The 24,894-nt window shown below is 71.4% G+C and carries 20 protein-coding genes; 9 read left to right on the top strand and 11 right to left on the bottom strand.

From position 1 onward, the window contains the following. The first annotated feature begins 76 nt into the window (after positions 1-76). On the top strand, positions 77-817 hold the full coding sequence (locus E5083_RS11300) for an LON peptidase substrate-binding domain-containing protein (RefSeq protein WP_135785509.1): 741 nt from the start codon (positions 77-79) through the stop codon (positions 815-817). A 24-nt stretch (positions 818-841) separates the two neighbouring features. Then, entirely contained in the window at positions 842-1,342 is a 501-nt protein-coding gene (gene ybaK, locus E5083_RS11305; RefSeq protein WP_135785510.1) for a Cys-tRNA(Pro) deacylase, read from the top strand. Between the two features lie 4 nt (positions 1,343-1,346). On the opposite strand, the gene E5083_RS11310 is transcribed toward ybaK, so the two are convergent. The 4 genes from E5083_RS11310 to E5083_RS11325 all read right to left on the bottom strand — a co-directional run bounded on the left by E5083_RS11310 (position 1,347) and on the right by E5083_RS11325 (position 5,267). Continuing rightward, positions 1,347-2,024 (bottom strand): AAA family ATPase, encoded by a 678-nt coding sequence (locus E5083_RS11310; RefSeq protein WP_135785511.1) that lies wholly within the window; start codon positions 2,022-2,024, stop codon positions 1,347-1,349. Positions 2,025-2,058: 34 nt separating this feature from the next. Further along, a complete protein-coding gene (locus tag E5083_RS11315; RefSeq protein WP_135785512.1) occupies positions 2,059-2,880 on the bottom strand; it encodes an ABC transporter permease in 822 nt (273 codons plus the stop codon). Positions 2,881-2,956: 76 nt separating this feature from the next. After that, positions 2,957-3,970: an ABC transporter ATP-binding protein gene (locus tag E5083_RS11320; RefSeq protein ID WP_135785513.1), complete on the bottom strand. Its 1,014-nt coding sequence runs from the start codon at positions 3,968-3,970 to the stop codon at positions 2,957-2,959. A gap of 79 nt (positions 3,971-4,049) precedes the next feature. Then, positions 4,050-5,267 carry an NYN domain-containing protein gene (locus E5083_RS11325; protein WP_135785514.1) on the bottom strand — a complete coding sequence of 406 codons (1,218 nt, stop codon included), beginning with the start codon at positions 5,265-5,267 and terminating at the stop codon, positions 4,050-4,052. 225 nt (positions 5,268-5,492) lie between these two features. On the opposite strand from E5083_RS11325, the gene E5083_RS31185 reads away from it, so the two are divergent. Continuing rightward, on the top strand, positions 5,493-5,666 hold the full coding sequence (locus tag E5083_RS31185; protein ID WP_167513517.1) for a hypothetical protein: 174 nt from the start codon (positions 5,493-5,495) through the stop codon (positions 5,664-5,666). Between the two features lie 109 nt (positions 5,667-5,775). Here the strand turns inward: E5083_RS31185 and dnaE are convergent, their stop codons facing one another. After that, on the bottom strand, positions 5,776-9,315 hold the full coding sequence (dnaE, locus tag E5083_RS11330; RefSeq protein ID WP_135785515.1) for a DNA polymerase III subunit alpha: 3,540 nt from the start codon (positions 9,313-9,315) through the stop codon (positions 5,776-5,778). A 211-nt stretch (positions 9,316-9,526) separates the two neighbouring features. Here dnaE and E5083_RS11335 point away from each other — a divergent pair, with 211 nt between their 5' ends. The 4 genes from E5083_RS11335 to E5083_RS11350 all read left to right on the top strand — a co-directional run bounded on the left by E5083_RS11335 (position 9,527) and on the right by E5083_RS11350 (position 14,294). Then, the gene (locus E5083_RS11335; RefSeq protein ID WP_135785516.1) at positions 9,527-10,855 is read left to right on the top strand and encodes a DUF2252 domain-containing protein; all 1,329 of its coding nucleotides are present in this window, start codon (positions 9,527-9,529) and stop codon (positions 10,853-10,855) included. Positions 10,856-10,913: 58 nt separating this feature from the next. Beyond that, positions 10,914-11,615 carry a hypothetical protein gene (locus E5083_RS11340; protein ID WP_135785517.1) on the top strand — a complete coding sequence of 234 codons (702 nt, stop codon included), beginning with the start codon at positions 10,914-10,916 and terminating at the stop codon, positions 11,613-11,615. Positions 11,616-11,706: 91 nt separating this feature from the next. After that, entirely contained in the window at positions 11,707-12,531 is an 825-nt protein-coding gene (locus E5083_RS11345; protein ID WP_135785518.1) for a thioredoxin domain-containing protein, read from the top strand. Positions 12,532-12,623: 92 nt separating this feature from the next. Further along, positions 12,624-14,294 carry an alkaline phosphatase D family protein gene (locus E5083_RS11350; protein ID WP_135785519.1) on the top strand — a complete coding sequence of 557 codons (1,671 nt, stop codon included), beginning with the start codon at positions 12,624-12,626 and terminating at the stop codon, positions 14,292-14,294. A 4-nt stretch (positions 14,295-14,298) separates the two neighbouring features. On the opposite strand, the gene E5083_RS11355 is transcribed toward E5083_RS11350, so the two are convergent. Further along, positions 14,299-14,868, bottom strand: coding sequence for a dienelactone hydrolase family protein (locus tag E5083_RS11355; protein WP_135785520.1), 570 nt, complete (start codon positions 14,866-14,868; stop codon positions 14,299-14,301). 113 nt (positions 14,869-14,981) lie between these two features. Between E5083_RS11355 and E5083_RS11360 the strand changes: the two genes are divergently transcribed. Next, positions 14,982-16,088, top strand: a complete 1,107-nt coding sequence (locus E5083_RS11360; RefSeq protein WP_135785521.1) for a mechanosensitive ion channel family protein — start codon at positions 14,982-14,984, stop codon at positions 16,086-16,088. 26 nt (positions 16,089-16,114) lie between these two features. Here the strand turns inward: E5083_RS11360 and E5083_RS11365 are convergent, their stop codons facing one another. From E5083_RS11365 to E5083_RS11385, 5 genes are all read right to left on the bottom strand, one after another. Beyond that, positions 16,115-17,701: a Na+/H+ antiporter gene (locus E5083_RS11365; RefSeq protein ID WP_135785522.1), complete on the bottom strand. Its 1,587-nt coding sequence runs from the start codon at positions 17,699-17,701 to the stop codon at positions 16,115-16,117. A gap of 95 nt (positions 17,702-17,796) precedes the next feature. Continuing rightward, positions 17,797-18,273: a GNAT family N-acetyltransferase gene (locus tag E5083_RS11370; protein WP_135785523.1), complete on the bottom strand. Its 477-nt coding sequence runs from the start codon at positions 18,271-18,273 to the stop codon at positions 17,797-17,799. Continuing rightward, positions 18,270-19,214 carry an RluA family pseudouridine synthase gene (locus E5083_RS11375; RefSeq protein ID WP_135785524.1) on the bottom strand — a complete coding sequence of 315 codons (945 nt, stop codon included), beginning with the start codon at positions 19,212-19,214 and terminating at the stop codon, positions 18,270-18,272. Before E5083_RS11375 ends, E5083_RS11370 begins: the two co-directional genes overlap by 4 nt. A gap of 67 nt (positions 19,215-19,281) precedes the next feature. Next, a complete protein-coding gene (lspA, locus tag E5083_RS11380) occupies positions 19,282-19,854 on the bottom strand; it encodes a signal peptidase II (protein ID WP_135785525.1) in 573 nt (190 codons plus the stop codon). A gap of 79 nt (positions 19,855-19,933) precedes the next feature. Then, the gene (locus tag E5083_RS11385) at positions 19,934-20,986 is read right to left on the bottom strand and encodes a TraR/DksA family transcriptional regulator (RefSeq protein ID WP_135785526.1); all 1,053 of its coding nucleotides are present in this window, start codon (positions 20,984-20,986) and stop codon (positions 19,934-19,936) included. Between the two features lie 550 nt (positions 20,987-21,536). On the opposite strand from E5083_RS11385, the gene ileS reads away from it, so the two are divergent. Next, positions 21,537-24,674: an isoleucine--tRNA ligase gene (ileS, locus tag E5083_RS11390; RefSeq protein WP_135785527.1), complete on the top strand. Its 3,138-nt coding sequence runs from the start codon at positions 21,537-21,539 to the stop codon at positions 24,672-24,674. The last annotated feature ends 220 nt before the right edge of the window (positions 24,675-24,894 follow it).

Consider the following 24,894-nt stretch of genomic DNA (forward strand, 5'->3'; position numbering starts at 1 on the left):
GGCGGGGGCAAGATCGGCGGGGCAACCGCTGGCGCCGCGGACGCTCCCGCGGGCGGGACCATTAGGCTGGGGCGTCGTGACCACCGCCCGCCTGCCCCTCTTCCCGCTGAACACGGCGCTGTTCCCGGGACTCGTGCTGCCGCTGTCCGTCTTCGAGGAGCGGTATCGCGCCGTCATGCGCGAACTGCTGAAGACCCCGGAGGACGAGCCGCGCCGGTTCGTCGTCGTGGCGATCCGCGACGGCCACCAGTTGGCGCCGAGCGCCACGGGCCTGCCGGACCCGGACGCCGACACCGAGGAGGGCCCGGCGGCCGGCTTCGGCCCCGACCCGCTCAAGGCGCTGCACCGGGTGGCCTGTGTGGCGGACGCCGCGACCATCCGGGAGCGTCCCGACGGCACCTTCGAGGTGCTGTGCACGGGCACCACGCGCGTCAAGCTGCTCTCGGTGGACGACTCGGGGGCGTTCCTCACCGCCGAGGTGGAGGAGCTGCCGGAGGAGCCCGGCGACGAGGCGGGCGCGCTCGCCGAGGGGGTGCTGCGCTCCTTCCAGCAGTACCAGAAGCGGTTGGCGGGAGCCCATGAGCGCTCCATCTCCGCCGACTCCGACCTGCCGGACGACCCCAGTGTGATCTCCTACCTGGTGGCGGCCGCGATGGTGCTGGACACCCCGACCAAGCAGCGGCTCCTGCAGGCCCCGGACACCGCGTCCCGGCTGCGGGACGAGCTGAAACTGCTTCGCGCGGAGACGGCGATCATCCGTAGTCTGCCGTCACTGCCCGCGTTCGAGCTGACGCGGGCGCGCACCAGTCTGAACTGAGGGAACAGAGGGCCGGCACCCGCGATGGCGAAGAAGTCCAAGAAGCAGCAGGCGGGCGGCACGCCCGCCACGGTGGCCCTCACCGCCGCGGGCGTGGACCACACGGTCCACGCCTACGAGCACGACCCGGCCCACCCCTCCTACGGCGAGGAGGCGGCCGAGGCCATGGGCGTCTCCCCCGACCGGGTCTTCAAGACCCTGGTGGCCGACGTGGACGGCACCCTGACGGTCGCCGTGGTCCCGGTCTCCGGCTCGCTGGACCTCAAGGCCCTGGCAGCGGCCGTCGGCGGCAAGCGGGCGGCGATGGCCGACCCCGCCCTCGCCGAGCGCACCACCGGCTACGTACGCGGCGGCATCTCCCCGCTGGGCCAGCGCAAGAAGCTCCCCACCGTGCTGGACGAGTCGGCCGGAGCCCATCCCACGATCTGCGTCTCGGCGGGCCGGCGCGGCCTGGAGGTCGAACTCGCCCCGGCCGACCTGGCCACCCTGACGAAGGCCGTCCTGGCACCCATCGGCCGCGGCTGATCCCTTACGCGGGCGGTGTCCCGTACGGGCCCTGCGGCTCGTGGTCGTAGGGGCCCTGCTCGTACGGGTCGGGGTCGCGGGGGCCGAAGAGGGCCGTCAGGCCCAGGTGGACCAGGAGCGCGCCCAGCGGCCAGGCCAGCAGGGCGCCCTTGGCGCCGAGCCGGAGCGGGGCCGGGAAGGTGACGCCCGCGCCGACCGCCTTGGCGTGCGCGATCACGTCGGAGGTCGGGCCCAGCCAGACCCCGAGCCGCCAGGCCAGCAGCGAGGCGAGCAGCCCGCCGACGCCGAGGCCCACCACCAGCGGCACACCCCCGCGCCGCCGCAGCAGGAACACCAGGACCGCGCTGATCAGGCCGAACGCCAGGCCCAGCAGGGCGAAGGTGCCGTCCACCCCGGCCGCCTGCTCGCCCTCGGTGTCCTTGAGGTAGACCACCCAGCTCCGGTCGGTCTCCTCGCCCACCAGCGGCACATGCGGGGCCAGCCACCACCACAGCAGCCCCAGCAGCACCCCGGAGAGCGCCACCGCCACGGCCACGACGACGGCTTCGCGTACTTCGGTCTTCATACCGGGGCCGTCCTGTCCGTACGGGTCCGCGACCGGTGTCCCGCCCGAAGGGCCCCCTCCGTGCTGATGCGCGAAGTCGTCGTGCGGCGGCGGTGGCGGAGTCAGCGGTGCGGTCACCCTGACATCGTGCCAGGTCGCGTCGCGCGCCGCGTCACCGGACGGCGGCCCTGCGGTACGCGCGGGTCGCCACGGCCAGCGAGATCACTCCGACGCCCGCGCACACGCCCAGGTCAGCGAGGACCACCGCCCAGTCGGGGTCCGGGCCGAAGGTGCGCGCGTACGCCTCCACCCCGTAGGTCGAGGGCAGCAGGTCGCGGGCGAGGCGCACGACGCCGGGCATCCGGTCGGCGGGCAGCACGCCGAGCAGCAGCGCCGCCGACATGCCGAGCTGGCCGAGCAGCGTGGCGAGTTCGGGGCGCGGGGCGAGCAGCCCGCACGCGGCGCCGAGCCCGGACAGCGCGGCCCCGGCCAGCGGGATCACCGCCAGCAGCACCCAGAGGTTGGACAGCGGCAGCCCGAACAGCGCGCAGCCCACGATCGCGGTGACCAGCGTCCCCGGCACGGTGAAGGAGGCGTACGCGGCCGCCGCGCCCAGCACCACGGCGGCCGGCGGCACCGGCAGCGTGGCGTAGTGGTCGAGCCCGCCGCTGGCCCGCAACTGGCCGAAGTACTGCGAGAGCAGGTTCAGCGCCACATAGGCGACGACCAGCACCGAGGACCCGGCGACCACGGCCTGCGCCTCGGGCCCGCTGTCCACGACGCCCCGCATCATCACGGCGATGCCGACCGACTGGAAGGTCGCCACGAACAGCAGCGGGATGCGCGCCACCCGGGCCCGCGACAACTGGGCCCGGTAGACGGCGGCCAGCGACGGCCACAACCGCACGGGCGGCCCCAGCTCGGCCGCGCGCCGCGCCTGCCCCGGCACGCTCCTCGCGGCGCCCGGCAGGACCTCGGCGGGTACGACACTCACGACGCGCTGCTCCTCTTGACGACGGCGGCCGGACAGACGTCCCCCAGGGACCATACGGATGCGATCGGGACCGTGCTCACGCCTTGACCAGCCCCTGCCGGGCCTCCCCGCCGAGGGCGAGGTAGACATCCTCCAGGCTCGGCGTGGCGAGGGTGAAGTCGTCCAGCGCGGCGAAGGCGGCCCCGCCGGTGACGGTGGCGACGGCGGCCCGCGCCTCCTCGGGGGCGAGCCGGAGCGTCCAGCGGCGCCCGGCCTCCACGGCCCGCTCGCGCAGGACGGCGACCTCGGGCACCTCCAGCGGCGCCCGCTCCCGCCAGACCAGCTCGACCCGGACCTCGCCGGAGACCCGCTCCTTGAGGCCGGCCGGGGTGTCGCAGGCGATCACCCGGCCCTCGTCGAGCACGGCGACCCGGTCGAGCACGGTCTCGGCCTCGATGACGTTGTGGGTGACCAGCAGCACGGTCGCGCCCTGTTCGGCGCGGCGCCGGTCGACGGCGGCCCAGACCGCGCGCCGGGCCACCGGGTCCATGCCGGTGGTCGGCTCGTCCAGCACCAGCAGCGGGCGCGCGCCGACGAGGGCGGCGGCCAGGCAGGCGAGCCGCCGCTGGCCGCCGGACAGCTTCTTCAGCGGACGCCCGGCGAGCGGGGCGAGGCCCAGCTCGTCCAGTACGGCGTCCCGTTCGGCGCGGGCGGCGCGTGCCTCCAGGCCGCGCAGCCGGCCGGTGGTCTCGGCGGCCAGCGCGACGGTCAGCTCGTCCAGCGCGGAGGACTCCTGGCCGAGGTAGGCGAGGATGCGGGCGGCCCGCTCGGGGTGGCGCACGATGTCGTGGCCGAGGATCTCGACGCTGCCGGAGTCGGGGCGCAGCAGCCCGGTGAGCTGGCGGACCAGGGTGGACTTGCCGGCGCCGTTGGGACCGAGCAGCCCGAAGATCTCCCCGTGCCGCACGTCCAGGGTCACCTGGTCGGTGGCCCGCACCTCGGGCGCCCCGGCCGCGCCGCGCCGCCCCTTGACGGGCGGATAGGTCTTGCTGAGGGCGCGCACGCGTACGACGTCGTCGTACCTGAGTGGCTCTCCCGCGCGCGTGGTCACGAGGGACGAGACTACGCGGTGCGGACCCTTTACTCGCCTTTGGGGCACCTCATCTCGGCATCCGCCGGTCAGGGCGCGTTCACTCCCCGGCGGAGGCGTTCTCCGCCGCGGCCGGGACGTCGAACTCCCGCCAGAACCCCGCCCGGATGGCGTAACGGTCGTGCTCGTCGATCTGGTCGTCCTTGTGGGCGAGCAGGCCGAAGCGGGCCGCGTAGCGCAGCAGCTCGCCGTCGATGCGGTGGGGGATGCGGGGGTACATCGCGGACAGCCGCTGGAGGTGGCCCTGGTCGCCGAGCCGGGCCATCCAGCGGCGGGCGAACACCTGGCCGACCTCGTACGGGTCGCCGCCGACCGTGGTGATGTCCTCCTCGCGGTCCGCCCAGCGCTGCTCGGCGGTGGTGAGCTGGGCCAGCGTCGGCATGGCGGCGACCTCCGGCGGCTCGGCGGCGGTGCCCGGCCGGTCCACCCAGCCCTTGTCGGAGGACCAGCGCAGGGTGGCGCTCGCGGGGTGCTGGGGAGGCGGGGCGCCGGGGGTGCGCAGCGCCGCGAGGTCCTTGGGGGTGGGGACGCCCTTGTGAGCGGCCGCCCGGTCCTGGCCGCCGTTCTCCGAGGCGGGGGCGGCCGGGCGGTGGGTGTCGTCCTCGGCGGTGCGTTCGCGGCCGTTGGGCGCGGACTCGGGCAGCGGGGCGGAGAGGATCGCGGCGATCTCGGGACGCGGCGCCGGGGGCGGGGCGCAGACGCCGGTGAGTTCCTTCGCGCGGACGGCCTTGATGATCCAGGCCCGGTCCAGCACGCGCCGTTCGTCGGCCTCGGCGACCAGGTCCTCGGACTGGTTGTAGTCGCCGTCGGCGGCCTGCACGGCCCACAGGTGGACGGCGACGCCGTGCTCCTTGGCCGCCATCATGCCGGGCAGCAGATCGCCGTCGCCGGTGACGAGGACGATGTCGGAGCAGGCGCGGTTGCGGGCCAGCTCGGTCAGCTCGGCGTGCATGGCCGCGTCGACGCCCTTCTGCGCCCAGCGGCCGTCGCTTCTGGTCAGGGCGCCGAGCCGGACCGTCACCCGGGGCATCACCCGGAGTCTGCGGTGCTCCGGCTGGGGGACCCGATCGGGGGCGCCGTCGAACCAGTAGATGCGCAGCAGCGGGCGGCCGGTCTCGGACTCGGCGCGTTCGCGCAGCGCCTGGATGAGCGCGGTGTGGTCGACGATGATCCGGGACCGCGAGGGCTCACCGGCGAGGAGGCTCGCGGCGGCTCCCAGCAGATACCCGGCGTCCACCAGGACGATGCAGCGGTCCACGCGACTCACCCTCTTTCCGGGAGGTATTGCTTCGGCGTTCCTTCGAGTCTGCCCGACCGCGCGGGGGTTAACGGCCGGAACTCGATCTTCGGCGTGGCGTTTCGGGAGCCGGTGTCCCCACCAGCCCTGTCACACACGGTAATTATCCGACATGCGCTTGATGTCAGCGTATGTGAATCTAATTTCGGCCCTGGCCCCTAGACCCCCTTCAGGAGGCAGATCCCCATGGCCAAGAACAAGAACCGCAAGCAGACCGGCCCGAAGAACCGCGCTTCCCAGGCCGAGCAGTCCCAGCGCTCCGCCGAGCAGGCCCCCGAGGCGCAGGAGGCCACCGCCCAGATCGCGGGCGGCCAGCAGGACTACACCCGCAAGCAGAACAAGCGCTTCGGCCACAACTGAGTGCCGCTACACGGCATTTGAGCTGGCAGTGAGCATATGAAAAGGGGCGCACCTCCGCGGGGTGCGCCCCTTTTGCTCTGCCTGTCGCCGTGCTCTGGGTACCGCCGGCTCAGCCGGTCAGGCAGGACGGGCCGAGCAGGACCTTCAGGTCGCCGTAGAGCGCGGGGTCGGGCTTGACCCGGTGCCGGTCCAGGCGCAGCACCGTGGTCTTGCGCGGGCCCTGGAGCTTGATACGGACCTCGCTGTCGCCCTTGTGGTGGCTGAGGATCTCGCCGAGGCGGCTGATCATCGGCGGGGTGACCCGGACCGCCGGGATGGTCAGCACCACGGGCGCGTTGGTGCCCGCGTTGGACAGGTCGGGGACCTGGAGCTCCATGGCGACGAGCCGGGGCACGTCCTCCCTCTTGTCGAGCCGGCCCTTGACGAACACCACGGCGTCCTCGACGAGTTGGGTCGAGACGAGCTGGTAGGTCGCCGGGAAGAACATGCACTCGATGGAGCCCGCCAGGTCCTCCACGGTGGCGATGGCCCAGGCGTTGCCCTGCTTGGTCATCTTGCGCTGGAGGCCGGAGATGATGCCGCCGATGGTCACCACCGCGCCGTCGGAGTGCTCGCCGCCGGTCAACTGGGAGATGCCCGCGTCGGCCTTGTCGGAGAGCACGTGCTCCAGGCCGAAGAGCGGGTGGTCGGAGACGTAGAGACCGAGCATCTCCCGCTCCTGGGCGAGGAGATAGGTCTTCTCCCACTCCTCGTCGGTGAACTGGACGTCGAGTCCGAAGCCGGGCTCGTCACCCGCGTCGTCGCCCATGCCGCCGAAGAGGTCGAACTGCCCCTCGGCCTCCTTGCGCTTGACCGCGACGACGTTGTCGATCATCGGCTCGTACTGCGCGGTGAGGCCCTTGCGGGTGTGGTTCATCGAGTCGAAGGCGCCGGCCTTGATCAGCGACTCGGTGGTGCGCTTGTTGCAGGCGACCGCCTCGACCTTGTCGAGGTAGTCCGGGAAGGACAGGTACTTCCCCTTGGTCTTGCGGCCCCGGATGATCGCCTCGACCACGTTGGTGCCCACGTTGCGCACCGCGGAGAGGCCGAAGAGGATCACGTCGTCGCCCTGGGCGGCGAAGTTGGACTCCGACTCGTTGACGTTCGGCGGGAGCACCTTGATGCCCATGCGGCGGCACTCGTTGAGGTAGACGGCCGACTTGTCCTTGTCGTCCTTGACCGAGGTCAGCAGTCCGGCCATGTATTCGGCCGGGTAGTTGGCCTTGAGGTAGGCGGTCCAGTAGGACACCAGGCCGTACGCGGCGGAGTGCGCCTTGTTGAACGCGTAGCCGGCGAAGGGGACCAGCACGTCCCACAGGGCCTGGATGGCCTCGTCGCTGAAGCCCTTGTCGCGGGCGCCCTTCTGGAACAGGACGAAGTTCTTGGCCAGTTCCTCGGGCTTCTTCTTGCCCATCACACGGCGGAGGATGTCGGCCTCGCCGAGCGAGTAGCCCGCGATGATCTGGGCGGCCTTCTGCACCTGCTCCTGGTACACGATCAGGCCGTGGGTGACGTCCAGGACCTCCCGGAGCGGCTCCTCCAGCTCCGGGTGGATCGGCGTGATCTCCTGCTGCCCGTTCTTGCGCAGGGCGTAGTTGGTGTGGGAGTTCATGCCCATCGGGCCCGGCCGGTACAGGGCCGAGACGGCGGAGATGTCTTCGAAGTTGTCCGGCTTCATCAGGCGCAGCAGCGAGCGCATGGGGCCGCCGTCGAACTGGAAGACGCCGAGGGTGTCGCCGCGCTGGAGCAGTTCGAAGGTCTTGGGGTCGTCGAGCGGGAGGCTCAGGAGATCGATGTCGATCCCCTTGTTGGCCTTCACCATCTTGACGGCGTCGTCCATGATCGTGAGGTTGCGCAGGCCCAGGAAGTCCATCTTCAGCAGGCCGAGCGACTCACAGCTCGGGTAGTCCCACTGGGTGATGGTCACGCCGTCGGTGTGCCTCACCCACACCGGGACGTGCTCGGTGATGGTCTCGCTGGACATGATCACGCCGGCGGCGTGCACACCCATCTGCCGGACCAGGCCCTCCACACCGCGCGCGGTGTCGATGACCTTCTTGACGTCCGGTTCGTTCTCGTACATCGACCGGACCTCGCCCGCCTCCGAGTACCGGGGGTGCTCGGGGTTGGTGATGCCGTCGATGTTGATGCCCTTGCCGAGGACGTCGGCGGGCATGGCCTTGGTGATCCGGTCGCCCATCGCGTACGGGTAGCCCAGCACGCGCGCGGAGTCCTTGATCGCGTTCTTGGCCTTGATGGTGCCGTAGGTGCCGATCATGGCGACCTTGTCGGCGCCGTACTTCTCGGTCACGTACCGGATCACCTCGACGCGCCTGCGCTCGTCGAAGTCGATGTCGACATCGGGCATCGAGATGCGCTCGGGGTTGAGGAACCGCTCGAAGATCAGGCCGTGCGGGATCGGGTCGAGGTCGGTGATGCCCATGGCGTAGGCGACGATCGAGCCGGCCGCGGAGCCTCGGCCGGGGCCGACCGCGATGCCGTTGTTCTTGGCCCACATGATGAAGTCGGCGACCACGAGGAAGTAGCCGGGGAAGCCCATCGAGATGATGACGTCCATCTCGTACTCGGCCTGCTTCTGGCGGTCGTCGGGGACGCCGTCGGGGAAGCGGCGCTCCATGCCGCGGCGCACCTCCTCCTTGAACCAGGTGACCTCGGTGTAGCCGTCGGGGATGTCGAACTTGGGCATGAGGTTCTTGGCCTCGAACATGCCCGTGGTGTCGACCATCTCGGCCACCAGGAGGGTGTTGGCGCAGCCCTCCTGCCAGGCGTCGGAGGAGTCGATGGCGTACATCTCGTCCGTGGACTTCAGGTAGTAGCCGGTGCCGTCGAACTTGAAGCGGCCGGGCTCGGAGAGGTTCTTGCCGGTCTGGATGCACAGCAGGGCGTCGTGGGCGGCCGCCTCGTGCGCGTAGGTGTAGTGCGAGTCGTTGGTGACCAGCGGGGGGATGCCGAGCTTCTTGCCGATCTCCAGCAGGCCGTCGCGGACCCGGTGCTCGATGTCGATGCCGTGGTCCATCAGCTCCAGGAAGTACTTGTCCTTGCCGAAGATGTCCTGGTAGTCGGAGGCGGCCTTGAGGGCCTCGTCGAACTGGCCGAGCCGGAGCCGGGTCTGCACCTCGCCGGAGGGGCAGCCGGTGGAGGCCACGATCCCCTCGGACCACTTGGCGATGGTCTCCTTGTCCATCCGGGGCCACTTCTGCAGCCAGCCCTCGGCGTACGCGTCGGAGGACAGCCGGAAGATGTTGTGCAGGCCGGTCTTGTTCACCGCCCACATCGTCTTGTGGGTGTAACCGCCGGAGCCGGAGACGTCGTCCCGCTTCTGGTGCGGCTGGCCCCACTGGATCTTGCGCTTGTTGCGCCGGGACTCGGGGGCGACATACGCCTCGATCCCGATGATCGGGGTGATCCCGGCCTTCTTCGCGGAGTGGAAGAAGTCGTACGCCCCGTGCAGGTTGCCGTGGTCGGACATGGCGATGTGCGTCATGTCCATCTCGTTGCAGGCGTTGAACATGTCCTTGAGCCGCGCGGCACCGTCCAGCAGCGAGTACTGGGTGTGGACGTGCAGGTGCGTGAAGGGCGGCTTCGACACGGTTTCGGCCTCCGGATGAACAAGAAGGGGACAGCGAGGAAGTCTATGCCCCGGCACTGACACCGCCGGGCCCGGTCCGCGTACCTTCAGATGGGAACCGGGCACTCCGGCGCGGCGTCGCCCGTTGTGGACGGGGAGAGCGCGGCGCTACGGCTCCCTCCGTGTTCCCGCTCACCTCGACGCACGATCCCGCACCAGGAGGCACCCCGCGATGTCGGTTTCCCAGCTCAGCGACGAGCAGCGCGGCGAGGAGATCCTCGCCGTCTTCGACACCGCCTTCGGCCGGCTGCTGGCCGCGGACCCGGCCGCGTTCCGGGTGAAGTTCCGCAAGATGGCCGCGAGCGCCTTCGCCTTCTACCGGGGCACGGCCAGCCTCTTCTACCACGACCTCGACGCCGAGAAGCGGGGCGGCCCGTACCTGGACGAGCGCACCTCGCGGGTGTGGGTGCACGGCGACCTGCACGCCGAGAACTTCGGCACCTACATGGACTCCAACGGCCGCCTGGTGTTCAACGTCAACGACTTCGACGAGGCGTACGTCGGCCCCTTCACCTGGGACCTCAAGCGCTTCGCCGCCTCCATCGCGCTGATCGGGTACGCGAAGGCGCTGAGCGACGAGCAGATCACCGAGCTGGTGACGGTCTACGCGGTCGCCTACCGCGAGCGCATCCGCGCCCTGGCCACCGGCGCCAAGGACGACGAGGTGCCGCCCTTCACCCTGGACACCGCCCAGGGCCCGCTGCTGGACGCGCTGCGCGACGCCCGCTCGCTGACCCGGTTCGGGCTGCTGGAGTCGATGACGGAGATCCGCGACTTCGAGCGCCGGTTCGCGCCGGGCGGCGGCTCGGTCGAGCTGGACGCGGCCACCCGGTACAAGGTGCTGGCGGCCTTCGACGGCTATCTGGAGACGCTCCCGGATTCCTCGCTGGCCCGCCCGGAGTCGTACCGGGTCAAGGACGTCGTGGGGCGGCGGGGCATCGGCATCGGCTCGGCCGGGCTGCCCTCGTACAACATCCTGCTGGAGGGGGCGACGGACGCGCTGGAGAACGATGTGGTGATCTACATCAAGCAGGCGCAGACCCCGGCCGTCTCCCGGCACATCACGGACCCGGCCATCGCCGGCTACTTCCAGCACGAGGGCCACCGCACGGTGATCTCGCAGCGCGCCCTCCAGGCGCACGCCGACCCGTGGCTGGGCTGGACCGAGCTGGACGGCGCGGGCCAGCTCGTCGCCGAGATCTCGCCGTACGCGGTCGACCTGGACTGGGGCGACATCGACGACCCGGAGGAGATCGCGGCCGTCGTCGCCGACCTGGGCCGGGCCACGGCCACCATGCACGCGGCGGCGGACGAGACCACCTCGGGCGAGTCCCTGGTGCCGTTCTCCACCGAGCGGGCCATCGACGCGGCCATCGCGGGCGACGAGGAGGGCTTCGCGCCCCTGCTGGTGGACTTCGCGCACAGCTACGGCGCCCGGGCCCGCGCCGACCACCAGACGTTCCTGGACCTGTTCCGCAACGGCCGGATTCCGGGGCTGTAGCCGGCGCACACCCTTTACGGGTGTCTCACAGCGGTCCGTGACACACTCTCCTCTCGCTATGGACATATCCGGGACCCAGCTCAGAGCCGTGCGCGCGGCGCTGTTCACGGCCTTCACCGTGACGCTCAGCACCGCGTCGCACGTGCTGCTGTCCCGGTCCCCGCTGCCGGTGGCGACCGTCCTCGCGGTCGCCGCCGGGGTGTTCACCGCCGCGTACGCGCTGGCGGGCCGGGAGCGCGGCTTCGGCCCGATCGCGGCCCTGCTGGTCCCGCTGGAGCTGGCCGCCGACACGGTGTTCACCACCGGCCAGCACGCCTGCTACGGCCGGGCCGGCGGCCCGGTCACCGGTCCGCTGCACGCGGTGGGCCTGGACCTGCTGTGCCGGGGCGGCGCGGTCGGCGGCCCGCTGGCCCATGTCGCCGGTGTCCCCAGCTCCCCGGACCGCGCGGGCGCGCTGCTCGCGCACACCGACCCGGCCGCCTCCTGGCTGCTGCTCGCCGCGCACATCGGGGTGGGGCTGCTGGCCGCCGCCTGGCTGCGCCGGGGCGAGCGGGCCCTGGCCGAGCTGGTACGGGCCCTCGGCGCGACCACGTTCCGGCCGCTGCTGCTGGCGGTCGCCGTCGGTGCGGTCCGGCCGGCCCCGGCCCGCCGGACGCCCCGCCCGGCGCCGCGTCCGGCCGCCGCGCGGGCCGCCCTGCTCCTCGCGCACTCCCTGGGACGGCGCGGACCGCCGTGCTCCCTCGCGCTCGCCCACCCCTGAGCGACACCGAGCACGATTCCGTTCCCACACATATCCCGCGCACACGTACCTCGCGTACGGCATGTGCGCGTCCCCTATGGAGATCACCAACATGAGCAAGCGGAACACCCAGGCGGCGAAGACGGCGGCGCGTGAGCGGCTGCGCGAGGAGCGCGAGCGCCAGGCCAAGCGGGACAAGGTGAAGCGGCAGGCGATCGTCGGCCTGTCGGTGGTGGCGGTGCTCGCCGCCGCGGGCGGCATAGGCTACGCGGTCGTCCAGAACAACAAGCCGAGCGGCTGGGAGGCTGCCGAGAAGGCCACTCTGGTCAAGCCCGCCCACACCACGGGCAAGGACGGCACCACGGTCGTCATCGGCAAGGACACCGCGAAGAAGACCCTCGTGATGTACGAGGACCCCCGCTGCCCGGTCTGCGCCCAGTTCGAGCAGGCGTCCGGCGCCACGGTGGACAAGGACGTCGCGGACGGCAAGTACAAGATCCAGTACGTCGGCGCGACCTTCATCGACAACAACATCCCGGGCGAGGGCTCCAAGAACGCGCTCAGCGCGCTCGGCGCGGCCCTGAACGTCGACCCGGAGGCGTTCCTCAAGTACAAGGCGGCGCTGTACTCGGCGAAGTACCACCCCGACGAGCAGGAGGACAAGTTCAAGAGCGACGACTACCTGATCAAGGTGGCCGACACCGTGCCCGCGCTCAAGGGCAACGCGGCCTTCCAGAAGGCCGTGAAGAACGGCACCTACGACAAGTGGGCGCTGGTGATGAGCGACAAGTTCAACACGGACGGCAAGAAGTACGACTTCCAGGGCACGCCGACCCTGCTCATGGACGGCAAGAAGGTCACCGGCTCCGACGGCCAGAACGCGCCGATGACGCAGGGCGAGTACGTCACCGCGATCACCAAGGCCCTCAAGGGCTGACCCTCTGGCGCTGAGGGGCACCGCGTGAAGAGCGGGCGAACTTTCGGGGTTCGCCCGCTCTTCGGGCATACCGATCAGTAACCTGATCGGCCGTGACCAGTCCCCACAGATCCGTCGAGGCCGTACCGGCCCGCAACACCCTTGCGCCCAGCCGCCGTACGGTCGTCAAGGCCGCGGCGGCCGGCGCCGTCCTGGCCGGGCCGCTCGCCGCGGCGCTCCCGGCCCGCGCCGCCACCGCGGCCCCCGTCTTCCTGCACGGTGTCGCCTCCGGCGACCCGCTGCCCGACGGCGTCCTGCTCTGGACGCGGGTGACCCCCGTGCCCGAGGCGCTGCCCGGCTCCGGCATCGGCCCGGACACCGAGGTCGGCTGGGCCGTCGCCCGCGACAAGGCGTTCACCGACGTCGTCGCCGCCGGCTCCACCACCGCCACGGCGGCCACCGACCACACCGTGAAGGCCGACATCCGGGGTCTGCAGCCGGGCACCGACTACTGGTTCCGCTTCACCAGCGGCGGCGCCGAGTCCCCCGTGGCCCGCACCCGCACCGCGCCCGCCGCCGACGCGGCCGTGACCGGTCTGCGCTTCGGCGTGGTCTCCTGCGCCAACTGGGAGGCGGGCTACTTCAGCCCCTACCGCCACCTCGCGGCCCGCGGCGACCTGGACGCCTGGCTGCACCTGGGCGACTACATCTACGAGTACGGCACCGGCGAGTACGGCACGCGGGACACCGTGGTGCGCCCGCACTCCCCCGCGCACGAGATCCTCACCCTGGCCGACTACCGGATACGGCACGCCACCTACAAGACCGACCCCGACCTCCAGGCGCTGCACCTGGCCGCGCCGGTCGTCGCCATCTGGGACGACCACGAGTTCGCGGACAACGCCTGGTCGGGCGGCGCCACCAACCACACCGAGGGCGCCGAGGGCGCGTGGGCGGCCCGTCAGGCGGCCGCGAAGCAGGCGTACTTCGAGTGGATGCCGGTCCGCCCGGCCGTCGCGGGCACCACCTACCGCAGGCTGCGCTTCGGCAAGCTGGCCGACCTGTCCCTGCTGGACCTGCGCTCGTTCCGCTCCCAGCAGGCGGCCACTGCCTCCGGCTCGGTCGACGACCCGGACCGCACGCTCACCGGGCGGGCCCAACTGGACTGGCTCAAGGCCGGGTTGAAGGCGTCGGACACCAAGTGGCGGCTGGTCGGCAACTCGGTGATGATCTCGCCGTTCGCGGTGGGCGCCCTCTCCGCCGATCTGCTCCGGCCGCTGGCGAAGCTGCTCGGGCTGCCGCAGGAGGGCATCGCCGTCAACACCGACCAGTGGGACGGCTACACCGACGACCGGCGCGAACTCCTGGCCCACCTCAAGGCCAACGCCATCGGCAACACCGTCTTCCTCACCGGTGACATCCACATGGCGTGGGCCAACGACGTGCCCCACGACGCGGGCACCTACCCGCTGTCGGCGTCGGCGGCCACCGAGTTCGTGGTCACCTCGCTCACCTCGGACAACCTCGACGACATCGTGAAGGTCCCCGAGGGCACCGTCTCGGCCGTCGCCGCGCCGGTCATCCAGGCCGCCAACCGGCACGTCCACTGGGTCGACACCGACCGCCACGGCTACGGGGTGCTCGACATCACCGCCGAGCGGGCGCAGATGGACTACTACGTGATCTCCGACCGCAGGAGCCCCGACGCCACGTCGGCGTGGGCCCGTTCGTACCGCACCCGCAGCGGCACGCAGAAGGTGGAGCGGAGTTACACGCCGGTGTAGCGGCTCACAGGCTCTCCAGGAAGCCGAGCGCCACCCGCCAGGTGGCCTCGGCGGCCTCGGCGTCGTAGTCGGGCAGGTCGCGGTCCATGTAGAGGTGGCCGGCGCCGGGGTAGCGGTAGACCTCCACGTCCGCTCCGGTGCGGCCCATCTGGAGGTACCAGGCGCTCAGCCAGTCGTCCGTCTCGAACGGGTCCGGCTCGGCCACGTGCAACTGCACCGGCAGCTCGTCCGTGAAGGCGTTCGGTGCGATGTCCGAGGTGCCCTGGAGGAGCAGCAGCCCGCGCGCCTTGTCGTCGCCGAGGGCCAGGGTCTGCGCGATGGAGCCGCCGAGCGAGAACCCCGAGTAGACGAGCCCTCGGTCGGAGTAGGGGGCGACGGCGAGCACGGCCCGCTTCAGCAGTTCTTCCTTGCCGACGGACTGCTGGTACTCCATGCCTTCCTCGACCGAGTCGAAGGTGCGGCCCTCGAAGAGGTCCGGCGTCCACACCTCGTGCCCGGCCGCGCGCAGCCGGTCCGCCGCGTCGCGTACCGCGGGGGTGAGCCCGTACGCCGAGTGAAAGAGCATGATGTTCATGCCCCCATGGTGCCAGCCGCACCAGGTCAGGGCGTTACCGGCGCGGCCCGTCTACCCAGCGCGAGACCGAACACACAGGTTCATGCCGCCGCCACGCGGTTACGTTCCCCCTCATGGAGAACGTCATCCGGCCCCTGGCCGTGGTCGGCGGTGCCGTCGCGCTCACCGTGCTGCTCGGCTGGGCCACCGATCTGCTGCTGCGCAAGGCCGACGAACGGCACGGCGAGACCCCGCTGTGGGATCTGCTGCGCCGTTGCCGCATCCCGTACCAGCTCGTCCTGCTCGCCGCCCTGCTCAGAGGGTCCTACGCCCAGGTGCCGTGGCTGCGCGCCCACCGGGTCGGCATCGGCCAGACCCTGACCCTGGTGCTGATCGGGTCGACCGCGTGGCTCGTCATCGGCATCGCGGGCGCCGTCGTGGAGACCTCGTACAGCCGCTACGCCCGGATGCACCGGGACGCGGCGCGGGTGCGCCGGGTGCGCACCCAGGTCACGCTGATCATGCGGGTGGTGTCGGCCACGGTCGGGGTGGTCGCGGTGGCGGCGATGCTGCTGACGTTCCCGGAGATGCGCGCGGCCGGTGCCTCGCTGCTGGCCTCGGCCGGCATCCTCGGCATCGTGGCCGGTGTCGCGGCCCAGTCCACGCTGGCCAACCTGTTCGCCGGGCTGCAGATCGCCTTCGGCGACATGGTGCGCATCGGTGACACCGTGGTGGTGGACGGCGAGTGGGGCACCGTCGAGGAGATCACCCTGACCTTCCTGACGGTACGGACCTGGGACGAGCGCCGGATCACCATGCCGGTCTCCTACTTCACCTCGCGCCCGTTCGAGAACTGGTCGCGCGGCACTCCGCAGATGACCGGCACCGTCTTCTGGTACCTGGACCACAGTGCGCCGGTGGAGGCGATGCGGGAGAAGCTCCGCGACATCCTGCGCCACTGCGCCGCCTGGGACGGCCGTGCCTACGGCCTGGTGGTGACCGACACCACCCCGAACACCATCGAGGTGCGCGCCCTGGTGACCGCGAAGGACGCGGACGACATCTGGACGGTCCGGGTCACGGTCCGCGAGCAGCTCATCGCCTGGCTCTCCGCCGAGCACCCGTACGCGCTCCCCCGCGTCAACACCTCCGACGCGGTCAAGGCCCCCTACCAGATCCCCTCCCCGGACCGGTCCACCCTGCGCAAGGCATACGACTTCCCGCGCACCGGCCGGGTCTAGCGGGCCCGAGGGAGCCCGGGGGCGGCTCAGCGCAGGCTGCGTACGTCGAGATGGCGCAGCACCCGGTCCACGATCTCCGGGTCCGCCCCCGGCTCGCTGCGTGCCGCGAGTACCTCGTGGCGGGCGGCGCTCATCATCTCGGACTGGATCTGCCGCACCCGCTTCAGGCGCCGGGCCCGCTTCTGGTGGGCCTCCCGGCGCTCCTCCTCGCCCATGTCCGGGCTGATGCGGATGCCGATGTCGAAGGCGCGGCGGAGCATCTGCTCGGACAGCTCCTCGGGGAGGTCCTCGACCTGCTCGATCTCGCGCAGCTTGCGCCGGGCTGCCTTGGTCGCGCGGACCGCCAGCTCCTTCTCGAAGTCCTTCTCCCGCTCGGAGTCGGCCCGCACCCCGAGCCTGCGCACCAGCGAGGGCAGGGTGAGCCCCTGGAGCACCAGGGTGGCGATGATCACCCCGAAGGCGATGAAGACGATGATGTCCCGGTCCGGGAAGGGCCCGCCGTCCTCGGTGGTGAGCGGGATGGCGAGGGCCAGCGCCACCGAGGCCACCCCGCGCATCCCGGACCACCACATCACCACGGTCTCGCGCCAGCCGACCGGGATCTCCTCGTCGATGTCCCGCCGGGCGTGCAGGCGTTTGGTCAGCCAGGTCGCCGGCAGCAGCCAGAGGAGGCGGACCAGGATCACCACGGCCGCGACCGCCGCCGCCCAGCCGAGCAGCTCGGCCCAGCGGCCGGAGGCGGTGCGGATGGCGTTGTGGAGTTCGAGGCCGATCAGCCCGAAGGCGACGCCGGTGACCAGGGTGTCGATGATGTCCCAGAAGGTGTGCCCGGCCAGCCGGGTCATCACGTCGTCGGCGTCGGTGGCGTACTCGGAGAGGAACAGGGCGGTGGTCAGCACCGCCAGCACGCCCGAGCCGTGCAGCTCCTCGGCGAGCACGTAGGAGGCGTACGGCACCAGCAGAGAGAGGCCGATCTGGAGGGTGGCGTCGCCCAGCAGGGACATCAGCTTGTTGGCGCCCCAGCCGAGCGCGAGACCGATGACGACGGCGACGACCGCGGAGAGCACCAGGTCCAGCCCGGCCTCCCAGGGCGAGAACTCACCGCTGATCGCGGCGGCGATGGCCACGTGGTAGAGCACGATCGCGGTGACGTCGTTGAACAGCCCCTCGCCCTCCAGGATGGACACCAGGCGGCGCGGCAGGCCCAGTTGACCGGCGACGGCGGTCGCGGCGACCGGGTCCGGCGGGGCGATCAGCGCGCCCAGCGCGACGGCGGCGGCGACCGGCAGGCCCGGCACTATGGCGTGCGCGACCGCGGCCACGCAGATCGTGGTTACGAAGACCAGGGCGACGGCCAGCAGGAAGATCGGCCGGATGTTCGCCGTGAACTGCCGCCAGGAGGTGCGCCGTACGGCCGCGTAGAGCAGCGGCGGCAGCAGGGCGGGCAGGATCAGGTCGGGCGGGATGTCGACGTTGGGCACGAAGGGCAGCACGGCGAGCACCCCGCCGAACACCGTCATCAGCACCGGCGCGGGGAGGTTGAAGTACTCGCCCACCGGCACGCTCACCAGCGCGGCCAGCAGGATCACGAACAACAGGGCAAGCTGATCCACGTAGCGCGCTCCGGAGGTAAACGATCACCGCAAGCCTCCAGCCTGCCACGCCGGCCGGAAAAGCCCGGTCAACGGCCCGCTCTCGTACGGCAGTCCTACGCGGGCCCGAGGGGGCGGCGCATCGCCCGGTGCGCTATCCCGGCGTCCTGGAACTCCGGGCCGTACGCGGTGTAGCCGAGGCGCTCGTAGAACCCGAGGGCCTGGGTCTGGGCGTGCAGGTCGACGGCGGTGAGGCCGAGGTCCCGGGCCGCGTCCTCGATGGCCCGCACCAGGGCCGCGCCGACGCCGAGGCCGCGCGCCCGCCGGGTCACCGCGAGCCGGCCCAGCGAGCCCACCGAGGCGTCCCCGCCGGTCTTGCCCGCGGCCGCCTCGCCGTGCAGCAGCCGGCCGGTGCCCAGCGGTATGCCGTCCGCGCCGATGGCCAGTACGTGCAGGGCGGTGGCGTCGTGGGCGTCGTACTCGATGTCCTGCGGCACGCCCTGTTCGCCGACGAAGACCTCCTTGCGGACCGCGAAGCACGCCTCGCGGTCGGCGGGGTCCCCGGCGACCCGGACGGTGTACGGAGTGCTCACGCGTACGTCTCCTCGCGGACCCGGTCGAGGGCGCGGCTGAGGTCCTCGGGGTAGTCGCTCTCGAACTCGACCCACTGGCCGTCCGCCGGGTGCTCGAAGCCGAGCCGGACCGCGTGCAGCCACTGGCGCTCCAGCTTGAGGCGCTTGGCGAGCGTGGGGTCGGCGCCGTAGGTCAGGTCGCCGACGCAGGGGTGGCGGTGGGCGGCCATGTGGACGCGGATCTGGTGGGTGCGGCCGGTCTCCAGCTTCACGTCCAGCAGGGAGGCGGAGCGGAACGCCTCGATGAGGTCGTAGTGCGTGACCGAGGGCTTACCCTCGGCGGTGACGGCCCACTTGTAGTCGTGCTGGGGGTGGCGGCCGATGGGGGCGTCGATCGTGCCGCTCGTGGGGTCCGGGTGGCCCTGGACCAGGGTGTGGTAGCGCTTGTCGACCGTGCGCTCCTTGAACTGGCGCTTGAGCGAGGTGTAGGCCCGCTCGGACTTGGCGACCACCATCAGGCCGGAGGTGCCCACGTCGAGCCGGTGCACGATGCCCTGGCGCTCGGCGGCGCCGGAGGTGGAGATCCGGTACCCGGCGGCGGCGAGACCGCCGATGACGGTGGTGCCGGTCCAGCCGGGCGAGGGGTGCGCGGCCACGCCGACGGGCTTGACGATCACGACCACGTCGTCGTCGTCGTACACGATCTCCATGCCCTCGACCGGCTCGGCGACGATCTGCACCGGGGCGGGTGCCTGCGGCATCTCCACCTCCAGCCAGGCACCGCCGTGCACGCGCTCGGACTTGCCGACCACGGCGCCGTCGACCTGGACCTTGCCGGCCGCGGCCAGCTCGGCCGCCTTCGTGCGGGAGAAGCCGAACATCCGGGAGATGGCGGCGTCGACGCGCTCGCCCTCCAGGCCGTCGGGCACGGGCAGGGTTCGGATCTCGGGAAACGTGCTCACCCGTCGAGTATGACGGACGGCCCGGAAGGCACCGAACGAGCCTGTGGAAAACCGGTGCGGGGGCCCGTCAGTCCTTGTGGACGGTGCCGTCCGGGTCCAGGCCGCGGAAGGACAGCAGCACGATCAGGATGCCGCCGCAGACGATCGCGGAGTCCGCCAGGTTGAACACGGCGAAGCCACGGGGCGCGATGAAGTCGACGACCTCGCCCTGGAAGACACCGGGGGCGCGGAAGATCCGGTCGGTGAGGTTGCCGAGGGCGCCGCCGAGCAGCAGGCCGAGCGCGACGGCCCAGGGGAAGCTGTAGAGCTTACGGGAGAGCCGGACGATCACCAGGATCACGGCGACCGCGATCACCGTGAAGATGATCGTGAAGGCCGCGCCGAAGCCGAAGGCGGCACCGGGGTTGCGGATGGCGTGCAGCTCCAGGAGGTCGCCGACCAACTGGATCGGGGCGTGGTGCTCCAGCTTGGCCACCACCAGCAGCTTGCTGCCGAGGTCAAGGGCGTAGGCGAACGCGGCCACCGCGAAGAGCACGGCGATCCGGCGTCCGCGCCCGGTCCGGGGCGCGGGGGCGCTCGCCCGCTCTCCGCTGTCCTCCGGAGTGTCCGGCGTACCGATGATGCGCTCCGCCTCTGCCACGTGAGTCCCTCAACCTAGGTGCCTGACTGAGGAGAGAGTACGGCACGCCCCCGGCGGCGGCGGAGAGCGGACCCGGAGGTCAGGAGCGGCGTTCCTGCTTCTGCTTGCACTCCACGCACAGGGTGGCCCGCGGGAACGCCTGCATGCGGGCCTTGCCGATGGGGTTGCCGCAGTTCTCGCACAGGCCGTAGGTGCCCGCGTCCAGCCGTTCCAGGGCGCGCTCGGTCTGGCTGAGCATTTCGCGCGCGTTGGCGGCCAGCGCCAGCTCGTGCTCGCGGGTGATGTTCTTGCTGCCGGTGTCGGCCTCGTCGTCACCGGCGCCGTCCGCCGAGTCGCGCATCAGGCCGACCAGGGACGCCTCCGAGGAGGAGATCTCGGTGCTGAGCCGGTCCGCCTCGGCGGCCAGCTCCGCGCGCGCCTCGGCGACCTCCTCGGGCGTCCAGGGGTCCTCACCGGGACGTACGGCCAGGTCACCGGGTTCCGCGGCGGCCAGGCGCGTGCCCGGCAGGGCACCGCCCTCCGCCGTGGCCGTGCCAGGAGTCTTCTTAGCAACCACCCTCGTGGCTCCCGTCTTCTCGGCCGTGCTCTTCCCGGCCGCCTTCTCGGCGACCGCCTTCTTCGCGGGCGCCTTCTGGGCCGCGGTCTTCTTGGTGCCGGTCTTCTCGGTGGCGCTCTTCTTGGCGACCGCCTTCTTGCCGGCCGTCTTCTTGGCGGCGAGCTTCTTGGCGGGCGTCTTCGTGGCCGTCTTCGTGGCAGAGGTCCTGGACGCAGCGGTCCTGGAGGCAGCGGTCTTGGAGGCAGAGGTCTTGGCGGTCTTCTTGGCGGCCGTCTTCCTGGTGGCCGTCTTCTTCGCCGCCGTTCGCCCGGCCGTCGTGCCCTGCGGGGTCGCCGCCTCGGCTGCGGTGGCCTTGGCGGCCGTCTTCCCTGGAGTCACCGTCTCGCCGCCCGTCTTCTCACCGGCCGTCCGCCCGGCGGACGTCTTCTTGGCCGTGGTCGTCTTCTTCGCGGCGGGCGCGCGCTTCTCACCTGCGGCTCTCTTCTCGGCGGCGCCCTTGCCGGCAGCTTTGTCCGCCTTTTCGGACCGCCCGCTCCCCCTTCCTGCCGAACCGCCGGAGGTCTTCTTCGCCACCATGGCCGGGACCCCTTCACATATGTGAGATTGCAGGCGAATCGTGCTGGGACGATAAATCGACTTCAGTCCCGCGGCAACGGGGCACGCCGCCCGATTCGCCCGCCCCGCGCCCCCCGCGCAGCAGACCTGCATCCGTTGTGCCCAGCTCCCCGGCCCGTAACCCGTCACTCCCGCCCCCGCCGCCGTTCGGGTCACACCACCGGCCCGGAAAAGCGGTCGGCCGCTGTCCGCCCGGCGCCGTACACTGGGCGGAGCGAGAAGCGTGGATGGGGACGAGTAGCGTCGTAACGCAGCCCAGAGCGAGCCGGGGTCGGTGGAAGCCCGGTGGCGAGCGCGATGTGAAGATCACCCCGGAGCCGCCGGAGGAAAGCCCCTCGGGGCGAGTAGAACCGGCTTCGCGACCCCAATGAGGGGGCTCACCGCCGGACGTACCCCGGTGGCGGGCCAAGGAGGGTGGTACCGCGGGAGCGCGCCGCACACGGCGTGAACAGGAAGAACGCTCTCGTCCCTCCGACGGAAGGCAGCAAGTTCCGTTGGAGGATGCCCGCAGATGACAGCGCCGACGTACCGCCAGGTGCCCGCCCAGGTCGACCTGCCCGCGCTTGAGCACGCCGTGCTCGACTTCTGGCGCGACCAGAAGATCTTCGCCAAGACCCTGGAGCAGTCCGAGGGCCGCCCCGAGTGGGTGTTCTACGAGGGCCCGCCGACCGCGAACGGCATGCCGGGCGCCCACCACATCGAGGCCCGCGTCTTCAAGGACGTCTTCCCCCGCTTCCGCACCATGCGCGGCTACCACGTCGGCCGCAAGGCGGGCTGGGACTGCCACGGGCTCCCGGTCGAGCTGGCCGTGGAGAAGGAGCTGGGCTTCTCCGGCAAGAAGGACATCGAGGCGTACGGCATCGCCGAGTTCAACGCCAAGTGCCGCGAGTCGGTGACCCGGCACACGGACGCCTTCGCCGAGCTGACGACCCGCATGGGGTACTGGACGGACCTCGAGGACCCGTACCGCACCATGGACCCCGAGTACATCGACTCGGTGTGGTGGTCGCTGAAGCAGATCTTCGACAAGGGCCTGCTGGTCCAGGACCACCGCGTCGCCCCCTGGTGTCCCCGCTGCGGCACCGGCCTCTCCGACCACGAGCTGGCCCAGGGCTACGAGACGGTCGTCGACCCCTCCGTCTACGTCCGCTTCCCCCTCACTTCCGGCCCGCTGGCCGGCGAGGCGTCCCTGCTGGTGTGGACGACGACCCCGTGGACCCTGGTGTCCAACACGGCCGTCGCCGCCCACCCGGACGTCACCTACGTCGTCGCCACCGACGGCACGGAGAAGGTCGTCGTCGCCGAGCCGCTGGTGGAGAAGGCCCTCGGCGAGGGCTGGGAGACCACCGGCCAGTCCTTCACCGGCGCCGAGATGGAGCGCTGGACCTACCAGCGCCCCTTCGAGCTGGTCGAGTTCCCGGAACCGGCGCACTACGTGGTCAACGCGGAGTACGTCACCACCGAGGACGGCACCGGTCTGGTCCACCAGTCCCCCGCCTTCGGTGAGGACGACCTCAAGGTCTGCCGCGCCTACGGCCTGCCGGTGATCAACCCGGTCCGCCCCGACGGCACCTTCGAGGAGGACGTCCCGCTGGTCGGCGGCGTCTTCTTCAAGAAGGCCGACGAGCGGCTCACCGAGGACCTGCGCGAGCGCGGCCTGCTCTTCCGCCACCTGCCCTACGAGCACAGCTACCCGCACTGCTGGCGCTGCCACACCGCGCTGCTGTACTACGCCCAGCCGTCCTGGTACATCCGCACCACCGCCGTCAAGGACCGGATGCTCGCGGAGAACGAGGGCACCAACTGGTTCCCGGAGACGGTCAAGCACGGCCGCTTCGGCGACTGGCTGAGCAACAACATCGACTGGGCGCTCTCCCGCAACCGCTACTGGGGCACCCCGCTGCCCGTCTGGACCTGCGACAACGACCACCTCACGGTCGTGGGCTCCCGCGCCGAGCTGAGCGAGCTGACCGGCACCGACCAGTCGGGCCTGGACCCGCACCGCCCGTACATCGACGCGGTGACCTTCCCCTGCCCCCAGTGCGGCGACACCGCCACCCGCGTGCCCGAGGTCATCGACGCCTGGTACGACTCGGGTTCGATGCCGTTCGCGCAGTGGGGCTACCCGCACAAGAACAAGGAGCTGTTCGAGAGCCGGTACCCGGCGCAGTTCATCTCCGAGGCCATCGACCAGACCCGCGGCTGGTTCTACACCCTGATGGCCATCGGCACCCTGGTGTTCGACGAGTCCTCCTACGAGAACGTCGTGTGCCTCGGCCACATCCTCGCCGAGGACGGCCGCAAGATGTCCAAGCACCTGGGCAACACCCTGGAGCCCATCCCGCTGATGGACCAGCACGGCGCGGACGCGGTGCGCTGGTTCATGGCGGCCGGCGGCTCCCCCTGGGCGGCCCGCCGGGTCGGCCACGGCACCATCCAGGAGGTCGTCCGCAAGACGCTCCTCACCTACTGGAACACCGTCGCCTTCCAGGCCCTGTACGCCCGCACCGCCGGCTGGGCCCCGAGCGAGGCGGACCCGGCCCCGGCCGACCGCCCGCTGCTGGACCGCTGGCTGCTGTCCGAACTCCACGCCCTCACCGACCAGGTGACCAAGGCGCTGGAGGCGTACGACACCCAGCGCGCCGGCAAGCTGCTCTCCGCCTTCGTGGACGACCTGTCCAACTGGTACGTGCGCCGCTCGCGCCGCCGGTTCTGGCAGGGCGACAAGGCCGCGCTGCGCACGTTGCACGAGGTGGTGCAGACGGTCACCCAGCTCATGGCTCCGATCACCCCGTTCATCGCCGAGCGGGTCTGGCAGGACCTGATCGTCCCCGTGACCCCGGACGCCCCGGAGTCGGTCCACCTCTCCACCTGGCCGGAGGCCGACCTGTCGGCGATCGACCCGGAGCTGTCGAAGCGGATGGTGCTGGTGCGGCGGCTGGTGGAGCTGGGCCGCGCCACGCGTGCCGAGTCGGGCGTGAAGACGCGTCAGCCGCTGTCCCGCGCGCTGGTCGGCGCGGCCGGCTTCGACACCCTCGGCGCGGAGCTGCGCGCGCAGATCACCGAGGAGCTGAACGTCGAGTCCCTGGCCTCGCTGTCCGAGGTCGGCGGCTCGCTGGTGGACACCACCGCGAAGGCCAACTTCCGGGCGCTGGGGAAGCGGTTCGGCAAGCGGGTGCAGGACGTGGCCAAGGCGGTCGCCGCCGCCGACGCCGCCGCGCTGTCGCTCGCGCTGCGCGAGGGCACGGCCTCGGTGGAGGTCGACGGGGAGACGGTCGCTCTCGCCCCGGACGAGGTGATCATCACGGAGACGCCGCGTGAGGGGTGGTCGGTGGCGTCCGACTCCGGTGCGACGGTGGCGCTGGATCTGGAGATCACGGAGGAGCTGCGGCAGGCGGGGCTCGCTCGGGATGCGATCCGGCTGATCCAGGAAGCCCGTAAGAACAGTGGGCTCGATGTGGCCGACCGGATCGCGCTGCGGTGGTCGGCGGCGGACCCTGCGGTGGTGGCCGCCCTGTCCGAGCACTCCGGGCTCATCGCGGAGGAGGTTCTCGCCACGGACTTCGCCCAGGGCGAGGGTGATGAGAGCTTCGGGGAGGCTTTCGCGGACGAGGGGCTGTCTCTGACGTTCCGTCTGCGTAAGGCGTAAGGCTCCGCATTCGGCAACGGCGGCTCCCGGTGGGGGGCCGCCGTTGTTGTTTCGAGGCTGCGGGTGCTTCGTGGCTGGTCGCGCAGTTCCCCGCGCCCCTGGGGTAGGTGCGCTTGACGTCAGCCGAACCCGCAACCCTGCTCAACGCGCGTAAAACAGGGCGGCCCCCGGACCTTGAGTCCGGGGGCCGCCCTGAACGCTGCCGACGTCTGTGGCGTAC

Source organism: Streptomyces bauhiniae (assembly GCF_004784475.1).
Classification (GTDB): Bacteria; Actinomycetota; Actinomycetes; order Streptomycetales; family Streptomycetaceae; genus Streptomyces; species Streptomyces seoulensis.